Origin of the sequence: uncultured Planktomarina sp. (assembly GCA_943788425.1) — a bacterium.
GTDB lineage: Bacteria > Pseudomonadota > Alphaproteobacteria > Rhodobacterales > Rhodobacteraceae > Planktomarina.
The window spans coordinates 375,673-391,585 of the sequence record CALSQF010000004.1 but is presented as its reverse complement, the minus strand read 5'-3'; the positions used below and the strand labels follow the sequence as shown (position 1 = coordinate 391,585).

General features: G+C 54.9%; 11 protein-coding genes and 1 pseudogene. 7 read left to right on the top strand and 5 right to left on the bottom strand.

Annotation, left to right across the window (positions count from 1 at the left end; all coding sequences use genetic code 11):
• Positions 1-26: 26 nt before the first annotated feature.
• Complete coding sequence (locus tag ABLW18_RS05150; protein ID WP_347823774.1) at positions 27-455, bottom strand: heme-binding protein; 429 nt, start codon at positions 453-455, stop codon at positions 27-29.
• Between the two features lie 61 nt (positions 456-516).
• Positions 517-2,655: a malate synthase G gene (locus ABLW18_RS05145; protein WP_347823773.1), complete on the bottom strand. Its 2,139-nt coding sequence runs from the start codon at positions 2,653-2,655 to the stop codon at positions 517-519.
• Between the two features lie 218 nt (positions 2,656-2,873).
• On the opposite strand from ABLW18_RS05145, the pseudogene pepN reads away from it, so the two are divergent.
• Both pepN and gatB read left to right on the top strand, forming a co-directional pair.
• A pseudogene (gene pepN / locus ABLW18_RS05140) lies at positions 2,874-5,424 on the top strand (aminopeptidase N).
• 88 nt (positions 5,425-5,512) lie between these two features.
• Positions 5,513-7,024, top strand: coding sequence for an Asp-tRNA(Asn)/Glu-tRNA(Gln) amidotransferase subunit GatB (gene gatB / locus ABLW18_RS05135; protein WP_347823772.1), 1,512 nt, complete (start codon positions 5,513-5,515; stop codon positions 7,022-7,024).
• Positions 7,025-7,052: 28 nt separating this feature from the next.
• On the opposite strand, the gene ABLW18_RS05130 is transcribed toward gatB, so the two are convergent.
• Positions 7,053-7,325, bottom strand: a complete 273-nt coding sequence (locus ABLW18_RS05130; protein WP_347823771.1) for a BolA family protein — start codon at positions 7,323-7,325, stop codon at positions 7,053-7,055.
• A gap of 66 nt (positions 7,326-7,391) precedes the next feature.
• On the opposite strand from ABLW18_RS05130, the gene ABLW18_RS05125 reads away from it, so the two are divergent.
• The 5 genes from ABLW18_RS05125 to ABLW18_RS05105 all read left to right on the top strand — a co-directional run bounded on the left by ABLW18_RS05125 (position 7,392) and on the right by ABLW18_RS05105 (position 13,372).
• On the top strand, positions 7,392-8,021 hold the full coding sequence (locus ABLW18_RS05125) for a J domain-containing protein (RefSeq protein ID WP_347823770.1): 630 nt from the start codon (positions 7,392-7,394) through the stop codon (positions 8,019-8,021).
• Between the two features lie 199 nt (positions 8,022-8,220).
• Entirely contained in the window at positions 8,221-9,207 is a 987-nt protein-coding gene (gene cobS, locus ABLW18_RS05120) for a cobaltochelatase subunit CobS (protein WP_347823769.1), read from the top strand.
• A gap of 32 nt (positions 9,208-9,239) precedes the next feature.
• Entirely contained in the window at positions 9,240-11,117 is a 1,878-nt protein-coding gene (gene cobT, locus ABLW18_RS05115; protein ID WP_347823768.1) for a cobaltochelatase subunit CobT, read from the top strand.
• Positions 11,118-11,203: 86 nt separating this feature from the next.
• Positions 11,204-12,994 (top strand): aminopeptidase P family protein, encoded by a 1,791-nt coding sequence (locus ABLW18_RS05110; protein ID WP_347823767.1) that lies wholly within the window; start codon positions 11,204-11,206, stop codon positions 12,992-12,994.
• Between the two features lie 33 nt (positions 12,995-13,027).
• Positions 13,028-13,372, top strand: coding sequence for a DUF427 domain-containing protein (locus ABLW18_RS05105; RefSeq protein ID WP_347823766.1), 345 nt, complete (start codon positions 13,028-13,030; stop codon positions 13,370-13,372).
• On the opposite strand, the gene recN is transcribed toward ABLW18_RS05105, so the two are convergent.
• Both recN and ABLW18_RS05095 read right to left on the bottom strand, forming a co-directional pair.
• Complete coding sequence (gene recN, locus ABLW18_RS05100) at positions 13,369-15,021, bottom strand: DNA repair protein RecN (protein WP_347823765.1); 1,653 nt, start codon at positions 15,019-15,021, stop codon at positions 13,369-13,371. The genes ABLW18_RS05105 and recN overlap by 4 nt on opposite strands.
• Before the next feature lie 16 nt (positions 15,022-15,037).
• Positions 15,038-15,868, bottom strand: coding sequence for an outer membrane protein assembly factor BamD (locus ABLW18_RS05095; protein WP_347823764.1), 831 nt, complete (start codon positions 15,866-15,868; stop codon positions 15,038-15,040).
• Positions 15,869-15,913: the final 45 nt, after the last annotated feature.

The window sequence follows — 15,913 nt, the reverse complement described above, 5'->3', positions numbered from 1 at the left end:
AGGGGGGCGCCTGGCCCCGGCCAGGTTTACCCTTCGCCGATCAAGCCAGTGGCCTCAATACCCGCCACGGCCGCAATCAAGTCGTTGTCAGAGCTGTCGCCCGTCACACCAACAGCACCGACCACGCTGCCTTTTTTGTCGCGCAGCAAAACACCCCCGGGGACTGGGATCACTTTGCCACCATAAAGGACGTTCACCGCAGTCATAAAATAGGCCTGCTGCTCTGCGCGCGCCATTTGAGCTGTGCCGCCCATGCCCAGCATGATTGACCCAAAGGCCTTAGCTTGTGCGATAGAAAATCGGCCAGGCGCCGCCCCATCTTCGCGCTCAAAGGCAATCACATGCCCGCCGGCATCCAGCACCACCACGGAGAGCGGTTTTAGCTCAAGCTCTTTGCCCTTTGCCAAGGTGCCACGGATTATAGACTTTGCTTTTCTAAGATTAATATCAGGCATTAGTATTCTTTCGATTGAAACCCGTGTGATCGCGGGCGTAAGTAAAAGTGACATGCAGACGTTACTGCGCCTGCGCGGCTTTCAATTCCAATCTCCGGCGGTGCAAGACAGGTTCCGTATAACCTGAAGGCTGCACCCGACCCTCAAACACAAGATCGCAGGCCGCTTTGAAAGCGATCCCGTCAAAATCGGGCGCCATGGGCGTATACTCTGCGTCACCCGCATTTTGCCCATCAACCACAGCGGCCATTTTCTTCATGGCAGCCATCACCATGTCACCGTCGATAACATCATGGTGCAACCAATTTGCCAAGGCCTGCGAAGAAATGCGGCAAGTCGCCCGATCTTCCATCAACCCCACATTGTGAATGTCTGGCACTTTCGAACAGCCAACCCCACTGTCCACCCAGCGCACCACATAGCCCAAGATCCCCTGCGCATTGTTCTCAATCTCTTGCGCCAACTCATCGGGCGACCAATTGCTACCGGCAGCCACCGGAATGGCCAAAAGATCATCGATGCCGCGGCGCGGACCTTTTGCTTTCAGCTCGGCTTGCACCGCCATCACATCAACCTGATGATAATGGGTTGCATGCAGGGTCGCGGCCGTTGGACTTGGAACCCAAGCGCAGGTCGCCCCAGCTTTCGGGTGGCCAATTTTTTGTGCCAACATATCGCCCATTAAATCTGGCATGGCCCACATGCCTTTGCCAATCTGCGCCTTGCCCTCCAACCCACAGGCCAGACCGATGTCTACGTTGCGATCTTCATAGGCGTTGATCCAAGGGGTGACTTTCATCTGCCCTTTTGGAATCATGGGCCCCGCTTCCATAGAGGTGTGAATTTCATCGCCCGTGCGATCCAGGAAGCCAGTGTTGATAAAGGCCACCCGCGCCTCGGCCGCTTTGATGCAGGCTTTGAGGTTGGCGCTTGTGCGGCGTTCCTCATCCATGATGCCAAGCTTTACGGTATTTTGCGGCAAGCCCAAAATGCGCTCAACCCTGGTGAAGATTTCATCTGCAAATGCCACCTCATCGGGGCCATGCATCTTGGGTTTGACCACATAAACCGAGCCATGCAGCGAGTTGCCACCTGAGCGCTGTAAATCATGCATCGCGATCAGCGTCGTGCACAGAGCGTCCAACAGGCCTTCGCCGATTTCCAGCCCATCACGATCAATGACCGCCGGGTTGGTCATCAAATGCCCAACATTGCGCACCAACATGAGCGCGCGGCCTTTGAGTGTATGGGTCTCACCCGCATTTAGATAGCTGCGATCTGCGTTCAAGACCCGGTCAAAGGATTTGCCGCCCTTACTCACCGTCTCACGCAGATCACCGCGCATCAGTCCAAGCCAATTGCGATAGGCCAGAACCTTATCCGCGCCATCCACCGCGGCGACGGAATCTTCACAATCCATAATGGCCGAAATCGCGCTTTCCAGCAGGATATCGTCCACATGCGCTTTATCCCCGCTGCCTATATTGCCCTTTGGGTCAATTTGAATGGCAATATGCAGACCGTTTTTCTGCAAAACCACTTCCACCAACGCACCGCTATCGTCCCGGTTCATCCCAATATATTGCGATGGATCCGCAAGAGCGGGAACCAGAGCATCCCCCACAACCTCATAGGCTGTCACATCCACATGCGAACCAGAGGCCAAGGGCGCGACTTGATCCAAATAGGCTTTGGCCCAGTCGATCACGCGCGCACCGCGCGCCGCATCATAGCCACGACCGCTTGGCAAGTCACCCATAGCATCCGTGCCGTAAAGCGCATCATAGAGGCTGCCCCAACGGGCATTGGCTGCGTTCAACGCATAGCGCGCATTCATGATCGGGACCACAAGTTGCGGGCCGGGCGTTGACGCAATTTCGGGGTCTACATTTTGAGTCGTCACCGAAAAATCCGCCGGTTCCGGCACCAAGTAGCCGATCTCTTTCAAAAACTCTTGATAGGCGGCAGCGTCATGCGCCTGACCACGGCGCGCGATGTGCCAGGCGTCAATTTTGCCCTGGATATCTGAACGTTGCGCCAGAAGAGCCCGGTTTTTTGGACCCAGCTCATGTGCCAATTCTGACAGGCCATCCCAAAACTGAGCGGCGCTGACCGGCAAACCGACCAAAGCTTCAGACTCGATGAACTTATGTAACTCTTCGGCCACCGAGAGGCCTGAAACTTGGATATATTTGGGCATAGTCGCAATCTCCAGAATTGTGTGATCCTAAAATGCGGATCACTTTGGGTCTGGTTACCCAGCTCACCTGTGAATTTCAAGGCAAATTGGTTACTATTTTGTACCAATTTTCCTTTCGGGGACAAATTCCACTCCCTGCGTGAAGTTTTCTTGCCGCGCTTATTCCAACTGACCCCGAAGGTCGCTAGGTATCACACACCCATATTAGGAGCCGCGCCATGACTGCCGAAAACTCGCAAACGATCTACCTTAAAGATTACCAAGCGCCCGCCTATTTGGTGGATCACCTCGCGCTTGAATTTGACCTGCACCCCACCGCCACGCGGGTGCGCTCCACGGTGAAATTCCGGCCAAACCCGAACAGCAGCAGCTCCGAATTCTTTCTGCATGGGGAAAATTTGACCTTCCTGTCGGCCTATATCAACGGCGCGGCCGTCACCCCGGTGATCACAGAGGCGGGGTTGAGCTGCACTGTGCCGGATGGGCCTTTCATCTGGCAAAGCGAAGTGGAGATAAACCCCAGCGCCAATACTGAATTGTCGGGCCTTTATATGTCCAACGGCATGTTTTGCACCCAATGCGAGGCCGAGGGCTTTCGCCGCATCACCTACTACCCCGATCGCCCCGATGTCATGGCGCCCTTCGATGTGACGATCCATAGCGACCTGCCCTATGCCCTGTCCAATGGTGAGCCGATGCGCGATGAGGGCCAAACCCGCCGCTGGCAAGATCCCTGGCCGAAACCGGCCTATCTCTTCGCCTTGGTCGCAGGTGAATTCCAAGTTGTATCCGATCATTTCACCACCGCGTCAGGCAAGCCTGTGGATCTGAATATCTATGTGCGCGATGGCGATCAGGACAAATGCGCCTTCGCCCTCGAGGCGCTCAAGGCCAGTATGGCCTGGGACGAACGTGTTTATGGCCGCGAATATGACCTTTCTGTCTTCAATATCGTCGCCGTAGATGATTTCAACATGGGCGCGATGGAAAACAAAGGCCTGAATATATTTAATTCCTCCGCCGTTCTGGCCAGTCCTGAAACCACAGTGGACGGCAATTTCGAACGGATCGAAGCCATCATCGCCCATGAATATTTCCACAATTGGACCGGCAACCGTATCACCTGCCGCGACTGGTTCCAATTGTGTCTCAAAGAGGGGCTGACTGTGTTTCGCGACCAACAATTCAGCGCCGATATGCGGGGCGCAGAGGTGCGACGCATCGAAGATGTCGCCGCCCTGCGTGGACGACAATTTCGCGAAGACAGCGGCCCCCTGGCCCATCCCGTCCGGCCCGAGAGCTTTGTGGAAATCAATAATTTTTATACAGCCACCGTCTATGAAAAAGGCGCAGAATTGATCCGTATGCTCAAGCTATTGGTCGGCGATGCGGCCTATAAAAAGGCATTGGACCTCTATTTCGCCCGCCATGATGGGCAGGCCTGCACGATTGAAGATTGGTTGGCCGTGTTCACCGATGTCACGGGGCAAGATCTCAGCCAATTCAAGCTTTGGTACAGCCAGGCCGGCACGCCCATCGTGACCGTGCGCGACCATTTCGCCGATGGCACCTATGAGTTGACACTGACCCAAGTCACGCCGCCCACGCCCGGCCAGCCAAACAAACAACCGCTGGTGATCCCCGTTGCACTGGGGCTTTTGTATCCAGACGGGACGGAAGCGCTGGACACGCAGCTGCTGGTGCTCACCGAAGCCGAGCAGAGCTTCCGGTTCTCAGGCCTGCACGCCGCGCCGATCCCATCCCTATTGCGCGGATTTTCCGCCCCTGTGATCATGCAGCGCGAGACCCGCCAAGCCGAACATTTGGTGCAGCTGACCCATGATCCAGATCTGTTCAACCGCTTTGAGGCCAGCCGCGAGCTGGGCAAATCGGCGCTTTTGGCCATGCTTCAGACAGAAGCGGCGCCCGATGATGCCTATTGCGGCGCCCTGTTGCAGGTGATGGTCAATGAAGATCTAGATCCGGCCTTCCGCGCCATGTGCTGCGCCCTGCCCGGTCAAGATGAAATCGCCAGAGCCCTCGCAGAGCAAGGCCAGACCCCTGATCCTGTTGCTATTGATGCAGCCGTGCATCAGCTGTCTGAGCATTTGGCGCGTCAAGGTTGAGGCGCTTCAAGCGCTTTATCACGCCCACCAGCTCGACGGGCCCTTTTCGCCAGATGCGGCCAGCTGCGGCGCGCGCGCGCTGAGCGCCCTGGCCTTGCGCCTCATCAGCCATGTCGATGGCGGCGCATTGGCTGCAAAGCAATTTGCCCGGGCCGACACGATGACCTTGCAACTTCCAGCGCTTGGCAATCTGAACCGCCATGGCCAAGGCACAGAGGCGGTGGCACAGTTTTACCAGCAATGGCGCCATGAGCGTTTGGTGATCGACAAATGGTTCAGCTTGCAAGTCACCACTTGCCCCGCAAACAAAGCCGTGGCTGTGGCGCGCGATTTGCTCAAACACCCCGATTTCAATTTGAAAAATCCAAACCGATTCCGCGCGCTGATTGGGGCCTTGGCCATGACGCCTGCGGCTTTTCACCAAGCGGATGGATCTGCCTATAATCTGGTGGCCGATCAGCTGATTGCGCTTGATGATATCAATCCGCAACTCTGCGCACGCATGACCACCGTCTTCGAAACATGGCGACGCTATGATGGCGCGCGTCAAGCTCTCATGCGCGCCGCACTCAGCCGTCTTGCCGCCAAGCCCAATCTGTCGCGGGACACAAAGGAGATGGTCACCCGGCTTTTGGACGCCTAAATCACCACGATAGGCCAGGCGCATCTTGTCGAGCCGGGCGGTTCGCCGTAGAACACGGGCAAACACTTAGATTTATCGGGGCACTGCTATGCTGGACCAAACTTTCGAGACACCCAAACCCAAGGTGATTGCCGGGGCAAAACATGATTGGGAACTGGTGATCGGCCTTGAGGTACATGCGCAGGTGACCTCAAAAGCCAAGCTCTTTTCCGGGGCCTCCACCCAATTTGGCGCCGAACCAAACTCAAATGTCGCCTTTGTGGACGCCGGAATGCCCGGCATGTTGCCCGTTATTAATGAGGAATGCGTGGCCCAAGCGGTGCGCACCGGGCTTGGGCTCAAAGCACAGATCAACACATTCTCAGCCTTTGATCGGAAAAACTACTTCTACCCCGACTTACCACAGGGCTATCAAATCAGCCAGCTGTATCACCCGATTGTCGGAGAGGGCGAAGTCTTCGTCGAATTGGGCGATGGAACAGCGCGTTTAGTGCGCATTGAACGCATTCACCTCGAGCAAGATGCCGGCAAATCGGTGCATGATATGGATCCCAACAACTCCTTTGTGGATCTCAACCGCACCGGCGTTGCGCTGATGGAAATCGTCAGCCGCCCCGACATTCGCGGCCCCGAAGAGGCCGCGGCCTATGTCACCAAGCTGCGCCAAATCATGCAATATCTCGGCACCTGCGATGGCAATATGCAAAACGGCAGCCTGCGGGCCGATGTCAATGTCTCCGTCTGCCGGCCTGGGGATTATGAAAAATACCAAGCGACCCAAGATTTCTCCCACCTCGGCACGCGCTGCGAGATTAAGAACATGAACTCCATGCGCTTCATGCAGGCGGCGATTGACTATGAGGCCCGCCGGCAAATTGCGATATTGGAGGATGGCGGAGAGGTGATCCAAGAAACCCGGCTTTATGATGCAGATAAGAACGAAACGCGCTCCATGCGCTCCAAAGAGGAAGCGCATGATTATCGCTATTTCCCCTGCCCCGACCTGCTGCCTTTAGAGATTGAACAAGAGTGGATCGATGATCTTGCAGCCCAGCTTCCAGAGCTGCCAGATGCTAAAAAACATCGCTTTATCAATGAATTTGGATTGTCAAACTATGACGCCAACGTCTTGACAGCTGAAACGCAGAATGCCAGCTATTTTGAGAAAGTGGCTCAGGGCCGTGACGGAAAGGTTGCGGCCAATTGGGTCATCAACGAACTGTTCGGCCGGATGAAAAAAGATGACGTCACAATCGCCAATTGCCCGGTTAGCCCCTATCAACTCGGCAGTGTTATTGACCTGATTGCAAGTGGCGAGATCTCTGGCAAAATCGCTAAGGACTTGTTTGAAATTGTCTATACAGACGGCGGCAACCCGGCCGAAATCGTCGAAAGCCGCGGCATGAAACAAGTCACGGACACCGGCGCGATTGAAGTCGCTGTCGATCAAATCATCGCAGACAATCCCGCCCAAGTTGAAAAAGCCAAACAAAATCCAAAATTGGCGGGTTGGTTTGTCGGGCAAGTAATCAAAGCCACGGGCGGCAAGGCCAATCCACAGATGGTCAATCAGATTGTTGCAGCCAAATTGGCACTTTGATTTAAGTCCTGATGTTCCGTGCCAGTGCCTAAGCGCTGCGCACGGTTAAGGCCAATGCGTGGATCCGATCGATACAGTCACGCCCCAGCGCCGCGTGAATTGCTCGGTGCTGGGCAATACGACTCATGCCGGAAAAATGAGTTGCGGTGATGCGAACTTCAAAATGACTTTCCCCACCCTCTGGAAACCCAGAATGCCCGCGATGGGCCTCTGACACGTCAGACACCTCTAATTCCTGCGGATTAAACGCCTCCCGCAGAGTTTTTTCGATAAGATCTACTGTTCTTTCGAGTTTTCTCATCTCCACCCCTTTCATCTTTCTCATTCAGGTCTAAACTCTGATCTCCGAGTCGGAAAGGTGAATGCGATGAAGAAGGATGATCCCTTCGGTTTTGATATGTCCGTATCCACGGCGAAAAAAAATAACCCACGCGGTCGCAGGGGCATGTCAGGCGCTTTCGAGACCTCAACGCGCAAATGTGAACATGCCAGCTGTGTGGAATCTGGAAAATACCGCGCCCCAAAGTCGCCAGATATTTTGGACGATTACTTTTGGTTTTGCAAAGAACATGTGCGCGAGTACAATCTGAAGTGGAACTTCTTTGACGGCAACTCTGAAGAGGAGCTGCAAAAACAAATGGACAGTGACCGCGTGTGGGAGCGCGAAACCAAACCATTGCGGTCCAGCGAAGAACAACGGGCTTGGGCCCGCCTCGGCGTAGATGACCCGCATCAGGTTCTGGGCGCCAATGCGACACAAAATCCGGGAAAATCGATCACTGGGGCCACCCGCAAATTGCCGTCGTCGGAGCGTCGTGCGCTGGATATTTTGGAGGCCAAAGATCACTGGACCAAGGCTGAAATTCGCAAGGCCTATAAATCACTGATCAAGGTGCTACATCCAGATATGAACGGCGGCGACCGCAGCCAGGAAGAGCAATTGGGTGAAGTGGTCTGGGCCTGGGATCAGATCAAAGACAGCCGCAGCTTCAAATAACCATAACGCCTCTCTATCGCGGCCAGCACGCAGCTATTGGGAGCGCAATTCCACCAAACATAGGGCCAGGTTTAATACAAGCATAGGGCCAGGGGGCGCAAGGCGCAGCGCAATTTGGATTTTGTCTTTCCCTTGCCCTTTGCCGCATTATGTTGCACGAAAAGCGCGGCGCACTGCCGGGGTACAAAGGAATGAGACTATGGCTGACACAAGTTTAGATATCGACACGCATCCAAAACAAGATATTTCGGTCCGCGAAGTATTTGGAATTGACACAGACATGGTTGTAAAAGGCTTCGCCGATCGCACGTCTCGCGTGCCAGATATCGACAGCACCTATAAATTTGATCCAGACACCACTTTAGCCATCCTCGCAGGCTTCGCCTACAACCGCCGCGTCATGATCCAAGGCTATCACGGCACCGGAAAATCAACCCATATCGAACAGGTCGCCAGCCGGTTGAACTGGCCTGCTGTTCGCGTGAATCTCGACAGCCATATCAGCCGTATCGACCTCATCGGTAAAGACGCTATCAAGCTCAAAGACGGCAAGCAAGTTACAGATTTCCAAGAAGGGATTTTACCCTGGGCCCTGCGCAATCCCACTGCGATTGTCTTTGATGAATATGATGCCGGGCGCGCGGATGTGATGTTCGTGATCCAAAGGGTTTTGGAAGTGGACGGCAAGTTGACCCTGCTCGATCAGAACCAAGTGATCAACCCACATCCCTATTTCCGTATCTTTGCCACAGCCAACACCGTTGGGCTTGGCGATACCACTGGGCTTTATCACGGCACGCAGCAAATCAACCAAGGGCAAATGGACCGTTGGAGTTTGGTGTCTACGTTAAATTATCTCTCAATCGAGGCAGAATCGGCCATCGTTCTGGCCAAGAACCCACATTATAATACACAAGACGGACGACGCACCATAAAACAGATGGTCACCGTCGCTGATCTCTCGCGCACAGCTTTTAAAAACGGCGATCTCTCGACTGTGATGTCTCCGCGCACGGTTATAGCCTGGGCACAAAACGCTGAGATTTTCCGCAATGTTGGATACGCCTTCCGCTTGAGCTTTTTGAACAAATGCGATGAGCTGGAGCGCCAAACAGTGGCTGAATTTTACCAGCGCTGCTTTGATGAAGAATTGCCAGAATCGGCCGTATCGGCGAGCCTGTCGTAAGCCCCGATTGAGCGGGCCCCAAGTGGATCATATTGATGCAAAATAACGACAATCCTGCCGATCCGTTCAAAAAGGCACTGGCCGAAGCGACCAAGGTGATGGCCGATGATGCTGAGCTGTCGGTCACCTATTCGGTGGATCCTCCGGGCTCCACCAACGATTCCATCAGACTGCCACAGGTCAGCCGACGGTTGACTGCGCAAGAGGTGCGTTTGGCTCGCGGCACAGCTGACGCTCTGGCTCTGCGCCATAAATTCCACGACGCGAGCACATTCGACCGCTATGTCCCACAGGGGCAAATGGCCTGTGACATCTATGATGCGATGGAAACAGCGCGCTGCGAAGCCGTTGGCGCCCGCGCCATGCCCGGCACCCATACCAATATTGATGCAAAGATTGAGAATGAAGCTTTGCGTCAGGGCTTTGGCGATATTCGCGAAGCCAGCCAAGCACCACTGGCAACGGCCGCCGGCTATCTGGTGCGTCACCTCGCCACCGGACGGGACCTGCCCCCTGATGCTGCCAATGTGATGAATCTTTGGCGTGATTTTATTGAAGGACAAACCGGCGGCAGTCTCGGCTCGATCGACGACATTTTGGCCGATCAAGCGGAATTTGCAAAATTTACGCGCAAGATCATCCAAGATTTGGGATATGGTGACCAGCTCGGTGACGATCCCGATTTCGAAGATGAGGACGCCGAAGACCAGGCCGAAGCCGATGAAGATCAAGACGATCAACCCGACAGCACCGGCGAAGACGACGATGCTGAAGAACAAGATGACGCCAATCCAGAACAGAGCCAAGACAAGCAGCAAGATGCCTCAACGGCGCAAGTCTCCATGGATGACATGGCCGATAGCGACATGGGTGAAGAAATGGAACTGCCAGAGGGCGAAGCCCCTCTGGAGCCACCTGTACCGCAACCCGTCTCTGATGCAGATCCGCAATATATGGTCTATCGTACGGAATTTGATGAAGAAATTAGGGCGGAAGATTTGGCGGAGCCGCAAGAGCTGGAACGCCTACGTGCCTATCTTGATCAACAGCTTGAACCTTTGAAAGGGGCCGTTAGCCGCCTGGCCAACAAGCTACAGCGCCGCTTGCAGGCACAGCAAAACCGCAGTTGGGAATTCGATCTTGAAGAGGGCACTTTAGACGCGGGGCGTTTAGCGCGGGTGATTGCCAACCCCACAACGCCCCTGTCTTTTAAGGTCGAAAAAGACACCGAATTCCGCGACACCTGCGTGACGCTGTTGCTCGACAATTCCGGCTCTATGCGCGGTCGCCCCATCTCCATTGCAGCCATCTGCGCTGATGTGCTGGCCCGCACCTTAGAGCGCTGTAGCGTGAAGGTAGAAATTTTGGGCTTCACCACCCGCGCCTGGAAAGGCGGGCAAAGCCGTGAGGAATGGCTCGCGGAAGGCCGGCCGCAGGGTCCAGGCCGTCTCAATGATCTGCGCCATATCATTTACAAAAGCGCGGATGCCCCCTGGCGCCGCGCCCGGCCAAATCTTGGCCTGATGATGAAAGAGGGGTTGCTCAAAGAGAACATCGACGGCGAAGCTCTGGAATGGGCGCATCGCCGCATGGCCGTGCGCCATGAGTCTCGAAAAATTTTGATGGTGATTTCCGACGGGGCGCCGGTCGATGACAGCACGCTTTCGGTCAATCCTGCCAATTACTTAGAAAAACACCTTCGAGATGTGATTGCTATGGTCGAAAAGCGCCAGCAGGTTGAGCTCTTGGCGATTGGTATTGGCCATGACGTGACACGCTACTACGATCGTGCAGTCACCATTACCGATGTGGAACAATTGGCCGGGGCCATGACCGAACAGCTCGCCGCCCTGTTTGAGAGCGATGCGCGCGCGCGCGCGCGCGTCATGGGCCTCAAACGGACCGGATAAGTCCAGAACGCAAATTCTCCCTTGCCGCCGCGCCGGCCTTGGCTCAATCTGCGTGCACTATCTCTTGCTGAACAAGGCGCCATTCCATGTTGCAAACATTTAACTCCCCATCCTCCCCCGAGCAGGGCCCGCCGCGCTTGGCCCAATTGTGCGGTTGGATGGAACAAAATAGGCTGAATGGCTTTATCGTTCCACGGGCCGACCGCCACCAAGGCGAATATGTGGCCGCCTGCGATGAGCGCCTGTCTTGGCTCACCGGATTTACTGGATCCGCTGGGTTTGCCTGTATTTTGGAAACCACAGCTGGCATCTTTATCGATGGGCGCTACCGACTACAGGTATGCGAACAGGTGGCGGAAGATTTCACGCCCGTACATTGGCCAGAAACACCCTTACATGAATGGCTTAGGAACACCGCTGCTCCGGGCGCGGTCATCGGCTTTGATCCTTGGCTGCATACAGTCGAGCAGATCGAAACTCTGCGCGCCGGATTGGAAGGCAGCGGCATGTCACTGGTGGCCTGCTCGAATGGGGTGGACGCCATTTGGACGGATCGTCCAACCCCGCCCAACGCCCCTGCCTGGGCGCATCCACCGAATCTTTGCGGCGAGACCGCTGAAGCTAAAATCCGCCGTCTGGGCGCTTCCATTGCAGCGCAAGCTGCGCAAACAGCTGTGATCACCCTACCAGACAGCTTGTGTTGGCTGCTCAATCTGCGTGGCCGTGATGTGCCGCGCACACCGATTGCCCAGTGTTTCGGGCTGTTAGGCGCCAATGGCAAGCTAACACTCTTTGGCGATGAAATGAAATTTGCAAATTTGATTCTGCCTGAAACTGTCACGCTTGCCCCTTGGGACGCCTTTCCCGGACAGCTCAAAGACCTCACAGGCACCGTTCTGATTGAGCCAGCTTCCTTGCCACAAGCCGCCTTCGACGCGCTGTCAGCCGGCCCAGCAAAGATTTTATGCGGTGTGGATCCCTGTAGCCTGCCGAAAGCCTGCAAGACGCGCAGGGAACTGGAGGGCTGCCGGGCTGCGCATCTGCGCGATGGCGCGGCGGTGGTGCGGTTTCTGGCCTGGTTTGACAGTGCCGATCCTTCCAAGCTCAGTGAAATTGACATTGTAAAGCAGCTTGAGAGCTACCGCGCCGCCACCAATCTGTTGCATGACATCAGCTTTGACACAATCAGCGGATCTGGCCCACATGGGGCCGTGGTGCATTATCGGGTCACCGAGGCGAGCAACCGCCCGTTGGATCTTGACAGCCTTTTGTTGGTCGATAGCGGTGCGCAATATCAAGATGGTACCACCGACATCACCCGCACATTGCCAATTGGCAATCCCAGCCGAGAGATGCGGCAAGCCTTCACAAGGGTACTGAGGGGCATGATTGCCATATCGCAGCTGCGCTTTCCCAAAGGATTGGCGGGCCGCGATATTGATGCTATTGCCCGCGCACCCCTCTGGGCCGCAGGGCAGGATTATGACCACGGCACTGGACATGGGGTTGGCAGTTTCCTGTCGGTTCACGAGGGGCCGCAACGGCTGTCGCGTGCCGGTGATGTGCCGTTGCAGCGGGGCATGATCCTGTCGAATGAGCCAGGTTACTATCGTCCCGATGCCTTTGGCATTCGTATCGAAAACCTCATCACGGTCATTGAAGCAGAGCCATTGCCAGGTGGCGATGATCGCGCCATGCTGGCCTTTGAAACACTCACCTACGCACCCATTGACCTGCGCTTGATTGAGGCGTCCGAACTGACAAAGAGCGAGAAAAATTGGCTGAACGCCTACCATCACGAGGTCTATGCAAAACTCGCGCCTCTGCTGGCGCCACCAACAGTTCAATGGTTGGCACAGGCCACGCGTAGCATTTGACACCGACCGCAGAGATTGGGACAAAGACCCATCATGACAGAATATATAAAAATTGGAGCCTTGTCAGGCAAATGGTCCATCCGCGCCGCAGGCGCAGTTATCGCCGAAACCTGCAGAGCTTTGGAGCTTACAGAGCGGGGCTATGACCCGGTGATCTATTTTCCCCGCGATGACATCGCCATGGCATTTCTGGACCAAACTGACAAAATCTTCCATTGTCCTCATAAAGGCGATGCTCGTTATTTCTCGATCATTACCAAAAATGGACCAATTGAAAACGTGGCTTGGAGCTATGAGGCGCCAAAAAAAGACTTGGTCAGAATCAAGGATCATTTGGCATTTTATCTCAATGATAAAATCACCATAGAACAGGTCTAAAGCGCACCCAGTAACGAGCGGGCCGCGCCGCGGGCCTCATCGGTGATCACATCCCCCGCCAACATGCGGGCAATTTCATCCACCCGCTCCTCTGGCATTAGAGCTACAACCGTTGACAGCGTTTTGTCATCTTCTACCAGTTTTTCAACGCGCCAATGCGCCGAACCCAGCGCCGCGACCTGCGGAGAATGGGTCACGACCAAGACTTGCCCGTCGGCCCCCAATTGCGCCAAACGCCGCCCAACCGCATCGGCTGTTGCACCCCCGACACCACGATCAATCTCATCAAAGATCATAGTGCGCTGAAGCGTGCGCTCCGACAAGCAGACTTTGAGTGCCAAAAGAAAGCGGCTCAATTCACCTCCCGAGGCAATTTTCTCCAAAGCACCAGTTGGCGCGCCAGGATTGGTGGCCACGGTAAAAGCGACCGTATCGGTGCCATTTGGCCCCGCTTCGTTTGGAGAAATCTCAGTCTTAAACACCGCACGCTCCAGCTTAAGCGGTGCCAACTCCGCGGCCATAGCCCGATCGAGCGCATCGGCTGCGGACATGCGCGCCTCATGCAACCGCTCTGCCGCTTGCAGATAAATCACCTCAGCAGCATCCACCTCGCGTTGCAAAGCATCAACTCCAGCCGTGCCACTAGTCAAAGTCTGTAGCTTCGCGCCCAAATCAGCAGCAACACTCGGCAGCTCATCGGACAATACCGCGTGTTTGCGGGCCGCAGCCCGAATGGCGAACAATCTTTCCTCAGTTTGTTCCAGCTCGAAGGCATTAAAACTCAAACCCTGCAACACAATCTCAATTTCTTGCTGGCTCTGCCCAAGCATATTCAAGGCGCCATCCAGAGCCTCGATCGCCGCATCCAATTGCCCCTCCATATGCTCGGCCGCTTCCACTAGCCAACGGCTGGCATCACTGATTTGCCCCTCGGCACCCTGGGGTGAGAGCGCTTGACGGGCCTTGGTCACATCGGTGCGGATCTTAAAAGCCGCCTGCATCAAACGACGTTTGGCATCCAATTGGCCTTCATCACCATGCTGGACGGCCAAAGCCTCCAGCTCATCGACCGTGTAACGCAGATAATTTTCCTCCGCCGCCAAAGCCTCAATCTTTGCAGCCAATGCGGTGCGTTCCGCCTTAGCCAGGCTAAGCGCACGCCAAGCCTGGCGCGTCTCGTCACGCAAGGGGGCTGCTTGCGCGAAATCATCGAGCAACGCCATATGGCCCTTAACATTCAATAGGCCACGGTCATCATGCTGCCCATGAAGCTCCAATAATGTGTCACTAATTTGGCGCAGAACCTGCCCCGAGCACCTTCGATCATTCACAAAAGCGGTCTTGCGCCCATCGCGGCTGTTTATCCTGCGTAGGAACAACTCATCTTCGGGCTCAATCCCGCTGTCTCTTAGGATATCATTAACCGGATGGTCCCTCGGAAGGTCAAACCAAGCAACCACCTCGCCTTGCTCGGCCCCTTGGCGCACGAGCTCCGCTCGACCGCGCCATCCCAAAACAAAGCCAAGGCAATCGAGCAAAATAGATTTGCCCGCTCCAGTTTCCCCGGTCAACACATTGAGCCCCGGCTGAAAATCCAGCTCCAAGTGATCTATGATCAATATGTCACGAACGCTTAACCCACGCAGCATCGCCGCCTCGCTTTGGTTACAACCATTGGCCCTTGATCGTCTGTCGGTAGATGGTGGAGAGCCAGTTTTGCCCATCCGCATCAGGAAGCAGACCCTCGCCACTGAGCAAAATTAAACTATCGTCGTGCCATTGCGTGCTGCTGTAGTTTACTTGCAAAATCGCAGCGGCAGATTGCGCCTCACCCCTTAGACCCAATGACAGGTAACATTCTATCAGGCGATATAGTGCCTCTGGAGTTTGTTCAGTCGTGCGAAACTCTTGCACCACTTTGCGAAACCGATTGGCCGCAGAGGTGTAATATCCGCGCTGCAAGTAATAGCGGCCAATTTCCATCTCTTTTGCCGCCAAAAAGCTAAACGCCATATCAAATTTTTCGGTCGAGTTTTTCGCGTATTTGCTGTCAGGGTAACGTTCGATCAAAAGACGCAATTCTTGCAAAGCTTTGATGGTCATATCCTGGTCTCGCCCAACTTCGGAGATTTGATCGTAATAGCTCAATGCCAGTATATACTGCGCATAGGCCGCATCTTCAGCGGCAGGAAAGAAATCAATGTAGCGTTGCGCTGCGCTGCGGCTGTTTTCATAGTCTTTATCTTGATGAAAACTATAGGCCTGCATTATGAGACCACGCTTGGCCCATTCAGAATAAGGGTAGAGCCGTTCAATCTCGCTAAAATATTTCGCAGCATTCTGTGGACGCTTCTTCTCGAGCATATCCTCAGCCAGACCGTAAATCTCCTGGGCGGAATAGGTATCAATATCGACGTTCGGTTCATTTTTCAGCGAGCTGCACCCTGCAACCGCAACTGTCAAAAAACAGAGAAGAATCACATAGTGAGACCGCATGGTAACCCTCATCCTTAATTCACAGACAGAGTTAGCACAGAAATA